The organism is Streptomyces sp. R33 (assembly GCF_041200175.1).
GTDB classification, from domain to species: Bacteria; Actinomycetota; Actinomycetes; order Streptomycetales; family Streptomycetaceae; genus Streptomyces; species Streptomyces katrae_B.
Window position 1 is genome coordinate 3,511,720 of the sequence record NZ_CP165727.1, and the last position, 20,197, is coordinate 3,531,916.

Annotated in this window: 18 protein-coding genes; 10 read left to right on the plus strand and 8 right to left on the minus strand. The window is 71.3% G+C overall.

Annotation, left to right across the window (positions count from 1 at the left end):
- The first annotated feature begins 55 nt into the window (after window positions 1-55).
- Window positions 56-2,125: a SpoIIE family protein phosphatase gene (locus tag AB5J51_RS15825; protein WP_234382057.1), complete on the plus strand. Its 2,070-nt coding sequence runs from the start codon at window positions 56-58 to the stop codon at window positions 2,123-2,125.
- Between the two features lie 59 nt (window positions 2,126-2,184).
- Window positions 2,185-3,645, plus strand: a complete 1,461-nt coding sequence (locus AB5J51_RS15830) for a catalase (RefSeq protein ID WP_136225241.1) — start codon at window positions 2,185-2,187, stop codon at window positions 3,643-3,645.
- A gap of 69 nt (window positions 3,646-3,714) precedes the next feature.
- Here the strand turns inward: AB5J51_RS15830 and AB5J51_RS15835 are convergent, their stop codons facing one another.
- Window positions 3,715-5,952, minus strand: coding sequence for a transglycosylase domain-containing protein (locus AB5J51_RS15835; protein WP_136225239.1), 2,238 nt, complete (start codon window positions 5,950-5,952; stop codon window positions 3,715-3,717).
- Window positions 5,953-6,182: 230 nt separating this feature from the next.
- Between AB5J51_RS15835 and AB5J51_RS15840 the strand changes: the two genes are divergently transcribed.
- From AB5J51_RS15840 to AB5J51_RS15850, 3 genes are all read left to right on the plus strand, one after another.
- Window positions 6,183-7,094: an SPFH domain-containing protein gene (locus AB5J51_RS15840; protein WP_369777921.1), complete on the plus strand. Its 912-nt coding sequence runs from the start codon at window positions 6,183-6,185 to the stop codon at window positions 7,092-7,094.
- Window positions 7,091-7,381 (plus strand): hypothetical protein, encoded by a 291-nt coding sequence (locus AB5J51_RS15845; RefSeq protein WP_369777922.1) that lies wholly within the window; start codon window positions 7,091-7,093, stop codon window positions 7,379-7,381. The genes AB5J51_RS15840 and AB5J51_RS15845 overlap by 4 nt, the downstream gene beginning before the upstream one ends.
- A 91-nt stretch (window positions 7,382-7,472) precedes the next feature.
- Complete coding sequence (locus AB5J51_RS15850; protein WP_369777923.1) at window positions 7,473-8,792, plus strand: serine hydrolase domain-containing protein; 1,320 nt, start codon at window positions 7,473-7,475, stop codon at window positions 8,790-8,792.
- A 41-nt stretch (window positions 8,793-8,833) separates the two neighbouring features.
- Here AB5J51_RS15850 and AB5J51_RS15855 read toward each other — a convergent pair whose 3' ends face one another.
- On the minus strand, window positions 8,834-9,781 hold the full coding sequence (locus AB5J51_RS15855) for a hydrogen peroxide-inducible genes activator (RefSeq protein ID WP_053786235.1): 948 nt from the start codon (window positions 9,779-9,781) through the stop codon (window positions 8,834-8,836).
- Between the two features lie 136 nt (window positions 9,782-9,917).
- Here AB5J51_RS15855 and AB5J51_RS15860 point away from each other — a divergent pair, with 136 nt between their 5' ends.
- Both AB5J51_RS15860 and AB5J51_RS15865 read left to right on the plus strand, forming a co-directional pair.
- The gene (locus AB5J51_RS15860; protein WP_053786236.1) at window positions 9,918-10,472 is read left to right on the plus strand and encodes a peroxiredoxin; all 555 of its coding nucleotides are present in this window, start codon (window positions 9,918-9,920) and stop codon (window positions 10,470-10,472) included.
- Window positions 10,473-10,475: 3 nt separating this feature from the next.
- Window positions 10,476-11,012 carry an alkyl hydroperoxide reductase gene (locus AB5J51_RS15865; RefSeq protein WP_053786237.1) on the plus strand — a complete coding sequence of 179 codons (537 nt, stop codon included), beginning with the start codon at window positions 10,476-10,478 and terminating at the stop codon, window positions 11,010-11,012.
- 77 nt (window positions 11,013-11,089) lie between these two features.
- Here the strand turns inward: AB5J51_RS15865 and AB5J51_RS15870 are convergent, their stop codons facing one another.
- The 5 genes from AB5J51_RS15870 to AB5J51_RS15890 all read right to left on the minus strand — a co-directional run bounded on the left by AB5J51_RS15870 (window position 11,090) and on the right by AB5J51_RS15890 (window position 16,859).
- Complete coding sequence (locus tag AB5J51_RS15870) at window positions 11,090-11,773, minus strand: hypothetical protein (RefSeq protein WP_133897027.1); 684 nt, start codon at window positions 11,771-11,773, stop codon at window positions 11,090-11,092.
- A complete protein-coding gene (locus AB5J51_RS15875) occupies window positions 11,757-13,166 on the minus strand; it encodes an AI-2E family transporter (RefSeq protein ID WP_053786239.1) in 1,410 nt (469 codons plus the stop codon). Before AB5J51_RS15875 ends, AB5J51_RS15870 begins: the two co-directional genes overlap by 17 nt.
- 107 nt (window positions 13,167-13,273) lie before the next feature.
- Window positions 13,274-13,990, minus strand: a complete 717-nt coding sequence (locus tag AB5J51_RS15880; RefSeq protein WP_199828030.1) for a transglycosylase SLT domain-containing protein — start codon at window positions 13,988-13,990, stop codon at window positions 13,274-13,276.
- A gap of 406 nt (window positions 13,991-14,396) precedes the next feature.
- Window positions 14,397-15,713, minus strand: a complete 1,317-nt coding sequence (locus AB5J51_RS15885) for a PhoH family protein (protein WP_053786241.1) — start codon at window positions 15,711-15,713, stop codon at window positions 14,397-14,399.
- 384 nt (window positions 15,714-16,097) lie between these two features.
- Window positions 16,098-16,859, minus strand: coding sequence for an isoprenyl transferase (locus AB5J51_RS15890; RefSeq protein WP_369777924.1), 762 nt, complete (start codon window positions 16,857-16,859; stop codon window positions 16,098-16,100).
- Between the two features lie 129 nt (window positions 16,860-16,988).
- Between AB5J51_RS15890 and mgrA the strand changes: the two genes are divergently transcribed.
- Window positions 16,989-18,026 (plus strand): L-glyceraldehyde 3-phosphate reductase, encoded by a 1,038-nt coding sequence (gene mgrA / locus AB5J51_RS15895; RefSeq protein WP_053786243.1) that lies wholly within the window; start codon window positions 16,989-16,991, stop codon window positions 18,024-18,026.
- 131 nt (window positions 18,027-18,157) lie between these two features.
- Here the strand turns inward: mgrA and AB5J51_RS15900 are convergent, their stop codons facing one another.
- Entirely contained in the window at window positions 18,158-19,000 is an 843-nt protein-coding gene (locus AB5J51_RS15900; RefSeq protein WP_369777925.1) for a prepilin peptidase, read from the minus strand.
- Window positions 19,001-19,062: 62 nt separating this feature from the next.
- Between AB5J51_RS15900 and AB5J51_RS15905 the strand changes: the two genes are divergently transcribed.
- Together AB5J51_RS15905 and AB5J51_RS15910 are read left to right on the plus strand one after the other, a co-directional pair.
- A complete protein-coding gene (locus AB5J51_RS15905; protein WP_053786245.1) occupies window positions 19,063-19,464 on the plus strand; it encodes a DUF192 domain-containing protein in 402 nt (133 codons plus the stop codon).
- 36 nt (window positions 19,465-19,500) lie between these two features.
- Window positions 19,501-20,118: an SMI1/KNR4 family protein gene (locus AB5J51_RS15910; protein ID WP_030290959.1), complete on the plus strand. Its 618-nt coding sequence runs from the start codon at window positions 19,501-19,503 to the stop codon at window positions 20,116-20,118.
- The last annotated feature ends 79 nt before the right edge of the window (window positions 20,119-20,197 follow it).

A 20,197-nucleotide genomic window follows, 5' to 3' on the forward strand; every position in this document is an offset into this window, starting at 1 on the left:
GGCCCGGGTCGGCGACCAGGACCGCCCGGCCGACGGGCAGGACCGGCAGGCGCCCGTGATACCGGGCGGCTCCCGCCCCCGCGCAACGCACCCCGCCCCGGACGGGGCCACCCCCTCGGCCCGCGCCCGCGAAACCGGGGCTGACGCAGCCGCAGCCGCCGGGCGGGCCGGCGCAGCCCGGGCCGGCGCCACCCCCGGGAACGCTCTCGCGGGCAGCGAAGCCGGGGCCGACGACGCCGGGCAAGGCTCCGCAGCCGACGGCCGAGCCGGCTCGGCAGGTGCCGGTGCCGGAGGCACGGCGTACGAAGGGCAGGGTTCCGCCGTGGCCGATGTCCTCGGCGGGAGCGCGCCCCCGCCGGACGGCGGGATGGCGCGGCGCGAAGGGGACCGGCTGCGCTTCGTCGGGGCCGCCACCCGGCGGATCGCCCGCGGCATCGACCTCGACGAGATCGTGCTGGGACTGTGCCGGGCCACCGTGCCGACGTTCTCGGACGCCATCCTCGTCTACCTGCGCGATCCCCTGCCGGTGGGCGACGAGCGTCCCATCGGCCCGGTCGTTTTAAGGCTGCGCCGCACCGACCGGCTCCGGCCGATCGACGATCTGACCGGAGCGGAAGGCGCCGGGGCCGCGGGGGCCGCCGGCGAGCTCGACTTCAGCCAGCTGCCGATGGTCGGCCCGCAGGGTGACCTGCCCGCGGCCGAGCTGTGCGAGATCCGCACCGGCGGGGCCCTCGCCGAGGTCCTGCGCGGCGTACGGCCCGTCTTCGGGTCCGCCGCAGGGGCCAAGGACGCGCTGCCGGAGCTGCTCGGCTCGGAGCACCCCGTACCGCGCGGCCAGCGGGCCATCCTCGCGCCGCTGCGCGGCCGGCGCCGCGTCATCGGCGCGGCGGTGTTCCTGCGCAGCCCCGAACGGCCCGCGTTCGAGCAGAACGACCTGCTGGTCGCCGCGCAGCTGGCCACCCACACCGCGCTCGGCATCGACAAGGCGGTCCTGTACGGCCGCGAGGCGTACATCGCCGACGAGCTCCAGCGCACCATGCTCCCCGACAGCCTCCCCCAGCCCACCGGGGTGCGGCTCGCCTCGCGCTACCTGCCCGCCGCCGAGACGGCCCGGGTCGGCGGCGACTGGTACGACGCCATACCGCTGCCCGGCAGCCGGGTCGCGCTCGTCGTCGGGGACGTCATGGGCCACTCCATGACCTCCGCCGCGATCATGGGCCAGCTCCGCACCACGGCCCAGACCCTGGCCCAGCTGGACCTGCCGCCCGCCGAGGTCCTGCACCACCTGGACGAGCAGGCCCAGCGCCTCGGCTCCGACCGCATGGCGACCTGCCTGTACGCGGTCTACGACCCCGTCTCGCACCGGATCACCATCGCCAACGCCGGCCACCCCCCGCCCGTGCTCCTGCACCTGGGCGGCCGCGCCGAGGTGCTCCGCGTGCCCCCCGGCGCCCCCATCGGCGTGGGAGGCGTGGACTTCGAGGCCGTGGAGCTGGACGCCCCCGCGGGGGCCACCCTGCTGCTGTACACCGACGGCCTGGTGGAGTCCCGGCTGCGCGACGTGTGGACCGGCATCGAGCAGCTGCGCGAGCGGCTCGCCACCACCGCCCAGCTGACCGGACTGGACCATCCGCCGCCGCTGGAGGCCCTGTGCGACGACGTGCTGGACATGCTGGGCCCGGGCGACCGGGACGACGACATCGCGCTGCTCGCGGCCCGCTTCGACGGGATCGCGCCCAGTGACGTGGCGTACTGGTTCCTGGACCCGGAGGAGACCGCTCCGGGCCGGGCCCGCCGGTTCGCCCGCCGCGCGCTGACCCGGTGGGGCCTGGAGGAGCTCCAGGACTCCCTCGAGCTGCTGGTCAGCGAGGTGGTCACCAATGCCGTGCGGTACGCCGAGCGGCCCGTGACGCTGCGGCTGCTGCGGACGGACGTACTGCGCTGCGAGGTCGGCGACGACTCCCCGCAGCTGCCCCGCCAGCGCCGTGCGCGGGACACCGACGAGGGCGGCCGCGGGCTGTTCCTGGTCAACCGGATGGCCCGCCGCTGGGGCGCCACCCGGCTGAGCAGCGGAAAGGTGGTCTGGTTCGAGCTCCCGTTGCCGGGGCCGAATGATCGGCGTTGACTGGGTAGGCGCGAGGGGAGAGCCAGGGGGGAACCGGCCGGCCCCGCGGGAGGACCCTCGTGACCCAGGATGCGCAGAAGATCCCGTACACGACGAACAACGCCGGGATCCCGGTGGAGAGCGACGAGCACTCGCTCACCGTGGGCCCCGACGGCCCGGTCCTGCTCCAGGACCACTACCTGATCGAGAAGATGGCCCAGTTCAACCGGGAACGGGTCCCCGAGCGGGTGGTGCACGCCAAGGGCGCAGGCGCGTACGGCGTCTTCCAAGTGACGAACGACGTAAGCCAGTTCACCAGGGCCGACCTGTTCCAGCCGGGCCGCCGGACCGAGATGCTGGCCCGTTTCTCCACGGTCGCCGGTGAGCAGGGCTCCCCGGACACCTGGCGGGACCCGCGCGGATTCGCCCTGAAGTTCTATACGGCCGAGGGCAATTACGACCTGGTCGGCAACAACACGCCGGTCTTCTTCGTGCGCGACCCGAGCAAGTTCCAGGACTTCATCCGCTCGCAGAAGCGCCGCCCCGACAACGGGCTGCGCGACCACGACATGCAGTGGGACTTCTGGACCCTGTCCCCCGAGTCCGCGCACATGGTGACGTGGCTGATGGGCGACCGGGGCATCCCGAGGTCGTACCGGCACATGAACGGCTACGGCTCGCACACCTACCTGTGGGTCAACGGCGGCGGCGCGAAGTTCTGGGTGAAGTACCACCTGAAGACCGACCAGGGCGTCGAGTTCCTCACCCAGGCCGACGCCGACCGCCTCGCGGGCGAGGACCCGGACGCCCACCGCCGCGACCTGTTCGAGTCGATCGCGGGCTCCGAGCCGCCGAGCTGGACGATGCACATCCAGGTCATGCCGTTCGAGGATGCCGCGGACTACCGGTTCAACCCGTTCGACCTGACGAAGGTGTGGCCGCACGGCGACCACCCGCTGATCGAGGTCGGCCGGATGACGCTGGACCGGAACCCGGAGGACTACTTCGTCCACATCGAGCAGGCGGCCTTCGAGCCCTCCAACCTGGTGCCGGGCATCGGCCCGTCGCCGGACAAGATGCTGCTGGGCCGGCTGTTCTCGTACCCCGACACCCACCGCTACCGCATCGGGGCGAACTACGCCCAGCTCCCGCCGAACCGGTCCCGCGCGCAGGTCTCCTCGTACGCGAAGGACGGCGCGATGCGCTTCGAGCCGTCGGCCGCGGCGCGCCCGTACGCGCCGAACTCGTACGGGGGCCCGGCCGCCGGATTCGACCGCTTCGGCGAGCCGGCCGGCTGGGCCTCGGCGGGCGAGATGGTGCGGGAGGCGTACTCCCTGCACCGCGAGGACGACGACTGGGGCCAGCCGGGCACGATGGTCCGGCAGGTGCTGGACGACGCGGCCCGCGACCGGCTCGTGGCGAACGTCAGCGGGCACCTGAAGGACGGGGTCAGCGCCCCGGTACTGGCACGTGCCGTGCAGTACTGGCGCAACATCGACAAGGCGCTCGGCGACCGGATCGCGGCGGCGGTCCAGGGCTGAAGCGAAAACACCGCCGCCCCGCGGCACGGATGCTGCGGGGCGGCGGTGCGCCGGATCCGGCGGTGCGCGCTACGGGAGCGTGATCGGCGGGCTCTTCGTCGGGTCCGGGCTCTTCGTCGGGTCCGGACTCTTGGTCGGGTCCGGGCTCTTGGTCGGGCTCTTGGTCGGGTTCGGCGAGCTCTTGCCCGGGTCCGGGGAGTTCTGCGACGGCGAGACGGGGGCCGACGGAGAGGTCGAGGCCGAGGAGCTCGACGACGGGGAGCTGCTGCGGCTCGGCGCCTGCGGGGCGCCCATCTTCGCCTCGGAGAGATCGAACTCGCCGGTGTCCACGCCCTTGAGCGCGGCCAGCGTGTACGCCTTCCAGATCTCGGCCGGGAAGCTGGAACCACCCGCTCGGCCACCGCCCGCGGTACCGGTCAGGGTGACCTGCTTGGCCGTTCCGGGCTCCTCGCCGAACATCGCGACGACGGTGACGAGCTCCGGCGTGTACGCGGTGAACCAGGCGGCCACGTTGGACTCGGTGGTACCGGTCTTGCCGGCGGCCTCGTAGGCGGAGCTCTTGACGGCCTTGCCGGAACCGTCCTGGACGACGCCGGTGAGCACCTTGGTCACCGTGTCGGCGGTCTCGCGGGTGATGGCCTGGCCGCCCACGGACTCGACGGGCTTGAACTCGCGGGTGGCGTGCTTGGCGCTCTTGATGACCGTCGGGGTGACCTTCTTGCCGTGGTTGTCGAAGGTGGCGTAGACGCCGGCCATCTCCAGGGTGTTGGCGCTCATGGTGCCGAGCGACATGGCCGGCTTGTCCTCCGGCCAGCCGTCACGGTCCTTCATGCCGAGCTGCAGCGCCGTCTTCTTCACCTTCGGCGGGCCCACGTCCACGATCATCTGGGCGTACACCGAGTTCACGGACGAGTTGGTGGCCGCCTGGACCGTGAGGAGAGGGTCGCCGTAGTTCGTGTTGTCCTGGTTCTGCGGCGCGAACGGGGTGTCGCCGCCGACGACCGGGCGCTTGCTGGTGCCGTCGTAGAGCGCGTTCGGGGTGATCGGCTTGCCGTCGTGCGTCGTGGACTTGTTCTCCAGTGCGGAGGCGAGCACGATCGGCTTGAAGGTCGAGCCGGGCTGGAAGTCCTGGCGCAGGGCGTTGCTCGCCCAGTGGTCGCCGAGGCCGGTGCCGCCGTACATCGCGACGACCGCGCCGGTCTTCGGGTCCACGGAGGTGGCGCCGGCCTGCACGCTCGCGTCGACGGGCCGGTCCTTGCGGTCGAGCTTGGACTCCAGCTCGTCCTGGACGGCCTTCTCCAGCGCCGCCTGCTTCTTGGGGTCGATGTTGAGGGTGATCTCCCAGCCACCGGCCTGCAGCATCGAGCTGGTCATGTTGGTCTGCCGGCGCAGCTCCGCGTCGGCCGCCTGCTTCAGGTAGCCCTTCTGGCCCTCCATGCCGGGGGCCGCCTTGGGCTTGATCGGCATCTGGAGCTGGAGCTGCTTGCGCTTCTCCGGGTCGAGCGCCTTCATCTCGACCATGTTGTCGAGCACGCCGTTGAAGCGGATCTTGACCAGCCGCGTGCCGTTCGGGCCCGCGGTCGCCAGGTCGTAGTCGCTGGGCGCCTGGAGGACGGCCGCGAGGTACGCGCCCTGCTCCAGGGTCAGCTTGTCGACGTCGACGCCGTAGTACGCCTGCGCGGCGGCCTGGATGCCGTACGCGCCGCGCCCGAAGTAGCTGGTGTTCAGGTACCCCTCGAGGATGTCGTCCTTCTCCATGCGCCGGTCGACCTTGAGGGAGATCACCAGCTCCTTGAGCTTGCGGGTCGCCGTCTGGTCCTGGTTCAGGTAGAAGTTCTTGACGTACTGCTGGGTGATCGTCGAACCGCCGGCCTTGCCCTTGCCGGTGACCGTGTTGAACAGGCCGCGCCCGATGCCGAGGAAGTCGACACCGCGGTCCTTGTAGAAGGACTTGTTCTCGATCGCGATGAAGCCGGTCTTGACGTCCTTCGGGACCCGGCTGATCGGCACGATCTCGCGGTTCATCTGGCCGTCGCGCGCCATGATCGAGCCGTCCGCGTACTTGTAGACGTTGCTCTGCTTGATGGCGTCGGCGTTGGGGTCGGGCTCGTCCACCCAGAAGTAGAGGGCGACGAGTGCGCCCATGCCGAGCAGGAGCAGCCCGAACAGCGTCCCCAGGATCTTCTTCCAGGTGAAGAAGCGACGTATGCCGGTCCGCTTGCCGGTGCGCCCCTTCCCGGTGGCGCGCCCGCGCGGCGCCCGTCGCGCACTGCGCTGCTGCGCCTTTCGCGCTTCTGCTCGGCCCATCGCTCCCGCTCCGCTCGATTTCCCCCCCGACGTCAGCTCAGAAAGCTAACACCGCAGGTTGTGACAAAGGTTGGCCAACCATGGCCAATATCGGTCAATTCGGACGTGAGAATCAGCACCCACATCAAGGGAACCGACGCGCGGCAAGCCCATAGGGTTGCGGCAGCCCGAAAAAGTGATATCACTTTGCTAAGCGGCCCGACCGGCCGCGACCAGACGAAACGGGGCAGATGATGACGAACACGGCGGCACCCGCTGGAGACGTACGGGAGTTCACGGCGCGCAGCATGGGCGGCGGACTGGCCCTGGTACTGGGGCTGTTGGGCGCGGTGGCCGGGGCGGGCCTGATCGCCCTCGGCGTGACCGCCGACGGCACGGTGATGCACGCGTCGCTGATACCTGCGGGTGTCCTGCTGATCCTCGTCTCGGTCATCTCGATGAGCGGGCTGAACACGGTGGCGCCGGGCGAGGCCCGCGTGGTCCAGCTGTTCGGCCGGTACCGGGGAACGATCCGTACGGACGGCCTCCGCTGGGTCAACCCGCTGACCTCGCGGGAGACGATCTCCACCCGGGTCCGCAACCACGAGACGGCCGTCCTGAAGGTCAACGACGCGTACGGCAACCCGATCGAGCTGGCGGCCGTCGTGGTGTGGCGGGTGGAGGACACCGCGCGGGCGACGTTCGAGGTGGACGACTTCACGCAGTTCGTCGAGACCCAGACCGAGGCGGCGGTCCGGCACATCGCCATCGAGTACCCGTACGACTCGCACGAGGAGGGCGGGCTCTCGCTGCGCGGCAACGCCGAGGAGATCACCGAGAAGCTGGCGCTCGAACTGCACGCGCGGGTGGAGGCGGCCGGCGTCCGCATCATCGAGTCCCGGTTCACGCATCTCGCGTACGCTCCGGAGATCGCCTCCGCGATGCTCCAGCGCCAGCAGGCGGGTGCGGTCGTGGCGGCCCGCAAGCAGATCGTCGAAGGGGCGGTCGGCATGGTCGAACTGGCCCTGACCCGCCTGGCGGAGGAGGACATCGTGGATCTGGACCCGGAGCGCAAGGCCGCGATGGTCTCGAACCTGATGGTGGTCCTGTGCGGCGACCGGGCGGCCCAGCCGGTGGTCAACGCGGGCACGCTCTACCAGTGAGCCGCGCCGGCGAGCCGCAGGACCCGGCGCCGGGACAGGGCCCCGGCGAGGGCCAGGGCCCGGAGCGCCCCGCGCGCGCGGGGCGGCAGGCGCGCAAGCAGGTGCTGCTGCGTCTCGACCCACAGGTGTACGACGCCCTCGCCCGCTGGGCGGGCGAGGAACTGCGCAGCGCCAACGCGCAGATCGAGTTCCTGCTGCGGCGGGCCCTGTCGGAGACGGGCCGCCTGCCGGGCGGGGCCGCCCCGATACGGCCGCGCGGGCGCCCCCGCAGCGGGCCCGACTCCTGACGGCAGCTCCCTCGGCGGACCTCTTTCGGGCCCGCCCCGCAGGGGTCCGCCCCGACCTGCCGGAACGGGCGGCCCCGCCCACAATGGACGCATGAGGACCTCCCGAGCCGGACCCTCGCGCCCTGCCCGCCGTACGGCTGTGCTGGCACCCTGCGTGGCCCTGCTGATCGCGGCCGGCGCCCTTCCCGCCGGTGCGACGCCCACCATGGCGCTCGAGGATCCGCCGGCCGTACCCGCCGCAACGGCGAGCGCCGACCCCACCCCCGCTCCTTCGGCCCTGAAGCCGATCGATCCGGCCGCGCTCCAGGCCGCCGTGGACCGCGCGGCGAAGAAGCTCATGGTCCCCGGCGCGGTGGTCCTGCTCCGCACCCCGCAGGGGACCTTCCGCGCGACCGTCGGCACCACGCAACGGGGCACGGCCGAGCCGCCCGGCACCGGCGTCCACTTCCGGATCGCCTCCAACACCAAGACGATGACGGCCGCGCTGATCGCGCTCCTCGCCCAGGACGGCAAGCTCCGGCTGAGCGATCCGGTCTCCGCCTACGTCCCGGGGGTGCCGGGCGGCGGGAAGATCACCATCGCCGAGCTGCTGAAGATGCGCAGCGGGCTCTACAACTACACCAACGCCCCCGAGCTCGCGGCCGCCCTCGACGCCGACCCCGCGAAGGCGTACACGCCGCAGGACGTGCTGGCCATGGCCTTCCGCCGGCCGCCGAACTTCGCGCCCGGCGCGTCCTACGAGTACTCCAACACCAACTACGTCCTGCTGGGCCTCGTCGCCGAGAAGGCCGGCGGCCGCCCTCTGGCCCGGCAGTTCCAGGACCGGCTGTTCACCCCGCTCGGGCTGAAGGGGACATCGCTCCCCGGCATCCACGACCTGTCGCTCCCCGAGCCCTACGCGCACGGCTACCTGTACGGCGGGACCTCGTACGCGATGGTGGACAAGCCCTACCCCGCCGCGATGCGCGAGGCGGCCCGGGCGGGGAAGCTCGCACCCCTCGACTACACCCACCAGAACCCCTCGTACGCCAACGCCGCCGGCGCAGCCGTCTCCACGGCGGACGACCTGGCCACATGGATCGAGGCGCTGGTGACGGGCAAGGTCCTCGACCCCGCGGCCCAGCAGCAGTGGCTGCGCAGCCCGCAGGCCGAGGACCCGAAGGCCCCCGACGGCCGGAAGTACGGCTACGGCATCGCCTACCAGCGCCTCGCCCCGAACGCCGCGATGTACTACCACGGCGGTGAACTCCCGGGCTTCAACTCCTTCATGGGCCACGACCCGGACAACGACGTCACGCTCGTGATCTGGACGAACCTGACCCTGTCGCCCGACGGCCGCATGACGGCCCAGGCCTTGCTGCCCACCGTCCTCAACCAGATCTACACCGGGCTCGCCCTCCCCACCGTCTAGGTCTTCGGTCCCCTTCCCACGGCCGCCCAGGCAGGTCCGCCCTACTCGGCGGGCCACACCGGGAGCGGGCGTACGGCTTCGCGCAAGGCGCCCGCCATGGCCCGGAACTCCTCCTGGCGGGCCGTGCCCGTGCGCATCGCGAGGGCGATCCGCCGCGACGGCGCGGGCTCGGCGAAGTACCCGGTGGCCAGGTACTCGTTGCGGGCGGTCTCCAGCCGCAGCGCGGTACGCGGCAACAGCGTCACCCCCAGTCCCCCGGCGACCAGTTGTACGAGGGTGGACAGCCCGGCGGCGGTCGTGGTGACGTCCGCCCCGTCGGTCCGGCCGGCCTCGCGGCAGATGTCCAGGGCCTGGTCGCGCAGGCAGTGCCCCTCGTCGAGCAACAGCAGTTGCAGGCCCCGCAGTTCCTCGCGCGGGATGTCCCTGCGCCCGGCGAGCGGGTGTTCCCGGGGTGCGAGGAGGACGAAGTCCTCGTCGAAGACGGGCAGTTCGGTGACCCCGGGAACGCCGAGCGGGACCGCGAGCAGCAGCAGGTCGAGCCGTCCGGCGGCCAGCCCGTCCAGCAGCGAGGAGGTCTGCTCCTCGTGTACCTGGAGGTCCATCCGCGGGTAGCGCCGGTGGAACAGCCCGAGCACGGTCGGCAGCAGGTACGGGGCCACCGTCGGGATCACCCCGAGCCGCAGGATTCCGGTGAAGGGGGCCCGTACCGCCTCGGCCTCCTCCAGCAGCCCGCCCATGGCGTCGAGGACCGCCCGGGCCCGGGCCGCGATCCGCTCGCCCGCCGGCGAGAGCAGCACCTTGCGGGTGGTGCGCTCCAGCAGCTGCACGCCGAGGGCCTCCTCCAGCGCGGAGACGGCGCCGGAGAGCGCCGGCTGGCTCATTCCGATGGCCGCGGCGGCGTCCCGGAAGTGCAGGTGCTCGGCGACGGCCGCGAACGCGCGCAGCTGCGCGAGCGTCGCCTGCTTCGCTCCTCTATTACCGACAGCCACTGATAGGGACCTCCGATCACCCGCCTCGAGTCTAGCTATTTCCGTAATCAATCCTGCTGTGCCAGCATGTGAGATCCGTCCAACCCCCTCGGAAAACCCCCAAAAGGGCTATTTTCCGCTTCTGCAAGGAGAGCACGTGCTCACTGTCGGTGACAAGTTCCCCACCTACGATCTGACCGCTTGCGTCTCGCTCGAGGCCGGCAGCGAGTTCGCCCAGATCGACCACAAGACCCATGAGGGCAAGTGGCGCGTGGTGTTCTTCTGGCCGAAGGACTTCACCTTCGTCTGCCCGACCGAGATCGCCGCGTTCGGCAAGCTGAACGAGGAGTTCCAGGACCGCGACGCCCAGGTCCTCGGCGTCTCCGGCGACTCCGAGTTCGTCCACCACGCCTGGCGCAAGGACCACGCCGACCTGCGTGACCTGCCCTTCCCGATGCTGGCCGACTCCAAGCACGAGCTCATGCAGGCCTGTGGCGTGCAGGGCGAGGACGGCTTCGCGCAGCGCGCCGTCTTCATCGTCGACCAGAACAACGAGATCCAGTTCACGATGGTGACCGCCGGTTCCGTGGGCCGTAACCCCAAGGAGGTCCTGCGGGTCCTCGACGCCCTGCAGACCGACGAGCTGTGCCCCTGCAACTGGAACAAGGGCGAGGGCACCCTGGACGCCGGCGCGCTGCTGGCCGGTGAGTGACGGATGTCCCTCGACTCCCTCAAGTCCGCCATACCGGACTTCGCCAAGGACCTGAAGCTGAACCTCGGCTCGGTCATCGGCAACAGCGACCTCCCGCAGCAGCAGCTGTGGGGCACGGTCCTGTCCTGCGCGATCGCCGCCCGCTCCCCGCGCGTCCTGCGTGAGCTGGAGCCGGAGGCGAAGGCGGCCCTGTCGCCGGAGGCGTACACCGCCGCCAAGTCCGCGGCCGCGGTCATGGCGATGAACAACGTCTTCTACCGCACGCGGCACCTGCTCTCCGACCCGGAGTACGGCACGCTGCGCGCGGGCCTGCGGATGAACGTCATCGGCAACCCGGGCGTGGAGAAGGTCGACTTCGAGCTGTGGTCGCTCGCCGTCTCCGCGATCAACGGCTGTGGCCAGTGCCTGGACTCGCACGAGCAGGTCCTGCGCAAGGCCGGCGTCGACCGCGAGACGATCCAGGAGGCCTTCAAGATCGCCTCGGTGATCCAGGCCGTCGCGGTCACCCTCGACGCCGAGGCCGCCCTCGCCGCCGAGTAGTCCTCCTCGTACGAGGCCCAGGGCCCCCGCAGCCGTTCCCGGCAGCGGGGGCCCTGTCGTTCACGTGCCCCGGCCGTTCACTTGCGCAGGCTCGTCATCAGGGTGCGCATGTCCTCGATCATCGCCGCCTGGACGGCGTCCTCGTCCGGGTCCGGGTCGTTCGGCTCCCCGAACCATTCGACGGTGATGGTGAAGACGGCGCCCCCGTCGAGCACTTGGAGCCGTGAGCCACCGACCCGCCGGGTGAGCAGCGCACGCTCGCCGAGCCCGGAGACCTGCTCCACCTCGCCGCCCGAACTCGCCATTCCCCCGATGCCCCTGAGGCCGGCGGGGTCCGCGCCGAACTCCGTGCGGGGATCGGTCTTCTTGTGCAGCTCGACCGCCGCCTCGGCCCCGTACGACAGGTGACCCTCGGCGAACCGCCCGCCGTGCACGCAGTACGCCCAGTCGAGCGCGGGGTGCTCGCCGTGGCGTGCGTAGTCCCCCGTGAGCTGCGCGGTGGCCGCGGACACCGCGGTCAGCTTCACCTTGCACAGGTCCTCGGCGTGCCGGTACGAGATCCGCGGCACGGCGGCGGCGAAACGATCCTGCGCCACCAGGACCCCCGCCCAGACGGCCGAGGCCACCACGGCCCCGCCGAGGGCCCATAACCAGGCCGTACGGGCCCCCCGTACGCGCTCGCGCGGGGCGTCGGGCTCCTGCGCCGGCATGGCCGGCCGGCCGGAGTCCCACTCCCCCTCGAGCTCAGGCTCGCTGATCACTCCCGGCCTCCCGCGTGGCCTGCTCGAACGCCGTCGCGCCGTGCGGACCGGGGCCGATCGCCGCCGCACCGTGCAGGAGCTGGTCGCGGGAGTAGGCCCGCAGGTAGACGACCACCGTGTTGGTGACGGCGACCAGCGGGACGGCGACCACCGCTCCGCCGATGCCCGCGACCATGCCGCCCGCGGCCACCGACAGCACCACCGCGAGCGGGTGCACCCGTACCGCCCGGCCCAGGATGAAGGGCTGCAGCACGTGCCCCTCGATCTGCTGCACGGCCAGCACCACGGCCAGCACCATCAGCGCGGTCCACGGTCCCTGGGTCACCAGGGCGACGACCACCGCGAGGGCGCCCGAGACCACCGCACCGACGAGCGGGATGAAGGCGAACAGGAAGATGAAGACGGCCAGCGGCACCGCCATCGGCACCTTGAGGAAGTAGATGCCGAGGCCGATGAAGATGGCGTCGATGAGCGCGACGAGCACCGTACCGCGGACGTACGCCGTCAGCGTGCGCCAGGCGCGCGGACCGGCGCCCGCGACACCGGGGCGGGCGGCGGCCGGGACCAGGCCCTGCACCCAGGTCCAGATGCGCTTGCCGTCGTAGAGCAGGAACAGGGTCGAGAACATCGCGAGCAGGATGCCCGTGAGCACCTCGACGAGGACCGTCACGCCCTGGAGGCCGGCGGAGGTGATCTGCTCGGTGTTGGTGCCGATGGTCTCGCTGAGGTTCTTCGCGATGTCGTTGATCTGCTTCTCGGTCACGTGGAACGGACTGTCCAGTGCCCAGAGTTTGAGCTCGTTGATGCCGTCGCGGACGCGGGCGGAGAGGTCGTCGAGGTTCTCCATGACCTGCCAGACCACGAACCAGCCGACCAGCCCGATGACCACGAACCCGAGGATCGCGGTGACGGCGGTGGCGAGCCCGCGCGGCAGCCCGAGCCGGCGCAGCCGGACCACGAAGGGCTGGAGCAGCGCGGTGACGAGCAGGGCGGCGGCGAAGGCGAGGACGACCAGGCGGACTTCGCTGATCACCTTCATCACGACCCAGAGCATCCCGGCGAGCAGCAGCAGCCGCCAGCTGACCTCGGCGGCGACGCGCATGCCCCACGGGACGACGCTCACCGGGTCGGGACGCCCGCGCAGGACGGGCGGGTGCGGGTGGCCGGGCTGCTCGGCGGGAGCGCCGGGCTCAGGGGTGGGCGCCGGGGCTGCCGGAGTCCCCGCAGCGGCCCCCGCGCCGGCGCCCGTACGGGCGGCGACCGGAGCGGCGACCGGGATCGGAGCGGCGCCGATGCTCTCCGCCTCGACCTCGGCACGCCGCGCCTGGAGCTGCGCCTCCATGCGGCTCAGCCTGTTCCCGAGCCGGCCCAGCCAGCCTGCCCTCTTCGCCATGATCTTCCCTTCCCCCGCCCGTGGACACACCTCGAAGACCGTACACGCGAGGAGCCCCGCACCGTAGGACGGTGCGGGGCTCCCCGGGGTTGAGCGGGTGGCCGGTACTAGTACCAGCCGTTGGCCTGGTGGAAGCTCCAGGCGCTGCACGGGCTGCCGTAGCGCCCGTTCATGTAGTTGAGGCCCCACTGGATCTGGGTGGCCGGGTTGGTGCGCCAGTCGTCGGCGACCGAGGACATCTTCGAGCCCGGGAGCGCCTGGACCAGACCGTACGCGCCCGAGGACGAGTTCACGGCCTTGTAGTTCCAGGTGGATTCCTCGTTGATGATGTTCGAGAAGCACTGGAACTGCCCGGCCGGGACGATCTGGCGGGCGATGTCCTTGACCTGGGCGACCGTGTAGGAGCTCTGGACGGCGAAGTCACCGGCGCTGCGGGACGCGGAGCGGCTGGCGATCTGCTCCTTCTCCTCGCGGTCCTTCTTCGCCTTCTCGTCGGCGGCCTTCTGCGCCTCGGCCTTCTTGGACTTGGCGTCCTCGGCGGCCTGGATGCGGGCGGCTTCCTCGGCGACGCGCTTGGCGTCGGTGTCGGCGCCCTGGGCGATGGCATCGGCCTGCTGCGTCAGGGACGCGTTCTGGACCTGTGCCTGCTCGCCGACCGGGATGTCGGCGAGGAGGGTCGCCCCGGACGCGGTGGTCTCGAGATCGTTCGAGGCGGGGTCGCCAGCGGCAACGCCCACGACTGCGCCGACGGTGGTGACTGCGGTGGCCGAAGCCACAGCGAATCCCCGGACCGAGATCCGGCTCACACGGTGTCCTTCCAGCAGCGTCCGCAGTGACCGGGCGGGCGCAATAGTGCCCCTCGACACTGGCCTCCGTGGTGCTGCGATCACTGGAGGCGCGGGCCCGTGGGCAACTCCCTTGCGGGGGCTGCCGCGTGGTGCTCGGGCGGCATACGGCGAACGACTGTGGAGTTGTGGTGCTGCTTGCACCTCCCGTCGTAGTAACGGGAGATACAGGTGTGCCGTATGCGGGGCCTGACGGAAAACAGACTCTGCCGGACCCCGACACCGCAAGGCAATTCTCCGTTGCGTGGGAAACGTCACACCTGGCATGTTGCCGTTGGTTTCCTCAAAGGGCTGTGCAGCACGACGCCGCCCGGCTAGGCTCTCAGGCCTTTGCCGGGCGGCGCCAACTCACTTTCCCGCTATGGGGGTTTTACCCCCTTCGCCCCTACAGGGACTCGAGCATCTCGGTGACCAGTGCGGCGATCGGGGAGCGCTCGGAGCGGGTGAGCGTGACGTGCGCGAAGAGGGGGTGCCCCTTCAGCTTCTCAACGACCGCCACCACGCCGTCGTACCGGCCGACCCGGAGATTGTCCCGCTGGGCGACGTCGTGGGTCAGAACAACCCTCGAATTCGCACCGATTCGGGACAGAACGGTCAGCAGGACGTTCCGCTCCAGCGACTGCGCCTCGTCCACGATCACGAAGGCGTCGTGCAGCGAGCGCCCGCGGATGTGCGTGAGCGGCAGGACCTCCAGCATCCCCCGGTTCAGCACCTCCTCGATGACCTCGCGCCCGGCCACCGCCGAGAGGGTGTCGAAGACCGCCTGCGCCCAGGGGCTCATCTTCTCGGACGCGTCCCCGGGCAGGTAGCCGAGGTCCTGGCCGCCCACCGCGTACAGCGGCCGGAAGACCATCACCTTCTGGTGCTGCCTCCGCTCGAGCACCGCCTCCAGGCCCGCACACAGCGCCAGCGCCGACTTTCCGGTGCCGGCCCGGCCGCCCATGGAGATGATCCCGATCTCCGGGTCGAGCAGCAGGTCGAGGGCGATCCGCTGCTCGGCGCTGCGGCCGTGCAGCCCGAAGGCCTCGCGGTCGCCCCGTACGAGCCGGACGTTGCCGTCCGCGGTGACCCGGCCCAGGGCCTTGCCGCGCTCGGACTGGAGGACCAGCCCGGTGTGCACGGGCAGTTCGGCGGCCTCCGGTACGTACAGCCGCTCCTCGGAGTAGAGCAGGTCGACCTGCTCCCCGGACAGCGCGAGCTCACTCATGCCGGTCCAGCCGGCGTCGGTGATCGCGAGCTCCGCCCGGTACTCCTCGGCGAGCAGCCCCACGGAGGAGGCTTTGATGCGCAGCGGGAGATCCTTCGAGACGACCGTGACGTCGTAGCCCTCGGCCTGGAGATTGCGGGCGACCGCGAGGATCCGCGAGTCGTTGTCCCCCAACCGGAAGCCGGCCGGCAGGACACCGGGGTCGGAGTGGTTGAGCTCGACACGAAGGCTGCCGCCCAGATCGCCCAGCGGGATGGGGGCGTCGAGGCGACCGTAGCGAACCCGGAAGTCGTCGAGCAGGCGCAGGGCCTGACGGGCGAAGTAGCCGAGTTCGGGATGGTGCCTCTTTGCCTCCAGCTCGGTGATCACCACGATCGGGAGCACGACCTCGTGCTCGTCGAACCGCTTGATCGCGTTGGGGTCTGCCAGCAGGACGCTGGTGTCGAGGACGTAGGTCCGCCTGTCGGGCAGGCGGCGCTTTGTGCTGGTCACCACGGAAGGACGTACCCCCTCGGAAGAGGTCGGGCCATGAAGACCGGACCGGTCATCGGCACCCATGCCGGGGCCGATTTCCGGCCCTCCCATTCGTCCGTGCGAACCGCACGTGCGTCCTGGTGCAAAGGGCCTCCCGGGCGGACGACCCCATGCCGTCCGCTGAGACTCGACACCCGTGGATCGGGCATCGACCTGAAAGGGATATTCCCCGATCAGGCCCGGCCATGCCATGGCATATGACGGACGCTCGGTGAATCCCTGGTGAAGGCCTTGCAGGAAGGACGGCCCGGGCCGGGGGGACCCCCGGGAGTACGGCGACGGCGCGCCGCCGGAGGTCCGGGGCGCGCCGCGAGAGGTTCCGAAAAGTGCCGTGCCGAGGGGGCGTCAGGTGCCGTAGCGGCGGTGGCGGGCGGCGTAGTCGCGCAGCGCCCGCAGGAAGTCGACCTTGCGGAAGGCCGGCCAGAAGACCTCGCAGAAGTAGTACTCGGAGTGCGCGCTCTGCCACAGCATGAATCCGGAGAGCCGCTGCTCGCCGCTGGTGCGGATGACCAGGTCCGGATCGGGCTGGCCGCGCGTGTAGAGGTGCTCGGCGATGTGGTCGATGTCGAGGATCTCGGCGAGCTCCTCGAACGAGGTGCCCTTCTCCGCGTGCTCGAGCAGCAGGGAGCGGACCGCGTCGGCGATCTCCTGGCGGCCGCCGTAGCCGACGGCGACGTTGACGAGTATCCCGCCGACGTCGTGGGTGGCCTGCTCGGCCTCCTTCAGCACCGACTGCGTCTGCGCGGGCAGGATGTCGAGGTTGCCGACGTGGTGGACGCGCCAGCGGCCGTCCGCGGCCAGTCCCCGGACCGTGTTCTCGATGATGTTGAGCAGCGGGCGGAGCTCGACCTCCGGCCGGTCCAGGTTGTCCGTGGACAGCATCCACAGGGTGACGACCTCGACGTCGGTCTCGGTGCACCAGCCCAGCATCTCGGAGATCTTGTCGGCCCCCGCCTGGTGGCCCTGCTCCGTCGTACCTCCGGACGCCTTCGCCCAGCGCCGGTTCCCGTCCAGGATCACGCCGATGTGCTTGGGCGACGCGTCATGGTCGAGGCGGCCTTCCACCCGGCGTGCGTAGAGCCTGTACACCAGGTCGCGCAGCTTCACGATCTTCCAGCCCCTCCGTGCAATGCCCCCGTGCGGAATGCGGTCCTTCCCCCGAGGCCGCCACATTACTGCGCGGCGGGATCGGGTACCCAACTCGGTCTGTCACAAGTCCGTGATAGGGAGGACAACGTGACTGATAACAATCCCTATCGGGCAGAGCCCTCGCGCTACGACTCCATGCAGTACCGGCGCACCGGCCACAGCGGCCTCAAGCTCCCCGCCATCTCCCTCGGCCTCTGGCACAACTTCGGTGACGACAAGTCCCTCGAGTCCCAGCGGGCGATCCTGCGCCGGGCCTTCGACCTCGGCGTCACCCACTTCGACCTGGCGAACAACTACGGCCCGCCCCCCGGCTCGGCCGAGCTCAACTTCGGCAAGATCTTCGCGCAGGACTTCGCGTCCTACCGCGACCAGCTCATCCTCTCCACCAAGGCCGGCTACTTCATGCACGAGGGGCCGTACGGGGAGTGGGGCAGCCGGAAGTACCTGATGAGCTCGCTCGACGCCTCGCTGAAGCGGATGGGCGTGGACTACGTCGACATCTTCTACTCGCACCGCTTCGACCCGGAGACCCCGCTGGAGGAGACCATGGGCGCGCTCGCGTCCGCGGTCCAGCAGGGCAAGGCGCTGTACGTGGGCGTGTCCTCGTACACGGCCGAGCAGACGGCCGAGGCCGCGCGCATCCTGCGCGAGATGGGCGTCCGCCCCCTCATCCACCAGCCCTCGTACTCCATGATCAACCGCTGGACGGAGGAGGACGGCCTGCTGGACACCCTGGAGGAGGCCGGCATGGGCTGCATCTCCTTCGCGCCGCTCGCGCAGGGGCTGCTGACCGGCAAGTACCTGAAGGGCATCCCGGAGGACTCGCGGGCCGCCGCGGGCAAGTCCCTGAACCCGGACCTGCTGTCGCAGGACGTGGTCCGCCGCCTGGCCGGCCTGAACGAGATCGCGGCCCGCCGCGGGCAGTCGCTGGCGCAGCTGGCGCTGAACTGGGTGCTCCGGGACGAGCGGATGACCTCGGCGCTGATCGGCGCTTCGAGCGTGTCGCAGCTGGAGCAGAACGTGGCGTCTTTGGGCGGTGCGCCGCTCTCGGAGGAGGAGCTCAAGGAGATCGACTCCTTCGCGGTGTCCACCCCCGGCACCAACATCTGGGCCCAACGCAGCTGACCTGCGCTTTTGCTTGGCCCGTGGTGGAAACAAAAAACGGGCCGGTCCGTGGGGGGGATACGGACCGGCCCGAGGGGGGGGTTCCACCATAACCCTTCGTAAAGCGTGATGCGTGCATCGGCGCAAGATGATTACGCTCCGAAACCGCCCAGCAGCACTCCGGTGAGGGCTCCGGCGGCCATGAAGGGGCCGAACGGAAACGCCGTCCGGCGGCCTCGGGGGCCCCGCAGCACAAGGGCCAGCCCGTACAGGGCGCCGTAGAGGAACCCGAGGAACGCCCCGACGGCCCATACCCCCCAGCCGTACCACCCAAGGATGACCCCGAGCGCAAGCGCCAGCTTGACGTCGCCGAAGCCCATGCCGGCGGGGTTGATCAGGAACAGCAGGAGGTACGCCCCTGCGAGCGCGGCGCCACCGAGCAGCGCGCCGGACCAGTCCCCGCCGGCGCCGGGCAGCAGTGCGGCTCCGCCGAGCCCGGCGGCGGTGGCACCGGCCAGGGGCAGGGTGAGCAGGTCGGGCAGCCGCTGCACGGCCAGGTCCACCAGGGCCAGCAGGAGCAGCACGGGCGCCACCCCGACGAACACCGCCCCTTCGGGCCGCCCCCCGACGGCTCCCCCCACCACCCCGCACACCGCCCCGGCCAGGCCACCGCTCCACGCAACGGAACCCCCGTACCGATGCGACGCGGCACGCTCCGACCCCGGCTCCGCGGCGCGGCCGCTCTGACCGGCAGCGGCGGCGCGCTCGGGCCCGGCACCATCCGGCCCTGCCGGCGTTCGAGGCGCGGGGGCCTGGGCGTGGCGCCCCCGGCAGTACGGCAGGCCCAGCCAGCCGCGGATCGGGTGGCCTTCGGGGCAGCGGTCCCGCCACGGCTCATCCGGCTCGACCGCCAGGCGGTACGCGGCCCGCGGCAGCATCAGGCCCGCGGCCACGCCGTAGGCCACTGCGGCGGCGGTGATCACGAACAGGCCCATCCGCCGACGGTAGGCGCAGACGCCCCCACCCGCATGGGCCCGGGGGCCCTACCCTGGCCGGCATGACCACCAGCCACGGCCTGCTCCGCCTCGGGCCGGACCGGGAACCGGTGCCCCTGGAGATCGCGGCCTCCTACCGGGCCCGCACCCGCGGCCTCCTCGGCCGCGACGGCATACCCGGCGCCGCCCTGCTCCTCACCCCCGCCGGGAGCGTGCACACGTTCCGGATGCGGTTCGCGATCGACGTGGCGTACCTCGACCGCCGCCTGCGCGTCATCGCCCTGACCACCATGCCCCCCGGTCGGCTCGGGCTCCCCCGGCTGCGCTCCCGGCACGTTCTGGAGGCCGAGGCCGGTGCCATGGCCGCCTGGGGCCTGCAGGTCGGCTCCCAGCTCCGCATCGACGGCCCGGCCGGCCCGGACCCGTCTCAACCGCCGCTAGGCCCCGCGCGGCCCCGGCGGTAGGTTGGGGCGGTTGAGCTGGGGTCTCAGGGGAGCGGCATGACGGAGAACGCGCGGATCAAGGCGCTGGAGCAGATCATGCCGGCGACGCACGGCGCCGACGAGGACATCGACTGGCCGGCCGCCGAGGCCACCTGGCACACCCGGTTTCCGGCCGATTTCATCGCCTTCATGGGCCGCTTCGGCGCCGGCTCCATCAACGGCGAGGCCAGCATCCTCCTCCCCCTCCCCAAGCCCGGCCTCCAGTGGGACCCCGCCGAGATGGCCGAGGAGACCGACAACGCCCGCCAGCTCTGGGAGGCGGAGGGCGGCCGCGCCGCCTTCGGCGTGGACCCCGAGGCGATCATCGCCTGGGGCGTCACCGGCGGCTCCGACATCCTCTGCTGGCTCACCACCGACCCCGATCCGGACCGCTGGCCCGTCCTGGTGGTCGGCCGGCACACCGCCGACGCCTTCGCCGTGTATCCGTACGGCATGGCCGAGTTCCTGTACCGGCTCTGCTCCGACGAGTTCGACGTGAGCCCGGTCAGCATCACCTTCTGGGACGGCGGGCACCTCAGCTTCGTGCACTGGCGCAAGGCCCAGCGCCGCTGGCAGGAGGGCCGCAACCCGGAGACGGGCGAGCCCGACCCCTACGCGGGCGAGTTCGCCGACTGAAAGGTCCCGGGGCGCACCGGCCCCCCGACCTGACCCGCTGACCTGATCCGCACCCCCGACCCGTTCCGCAGCCCCAATG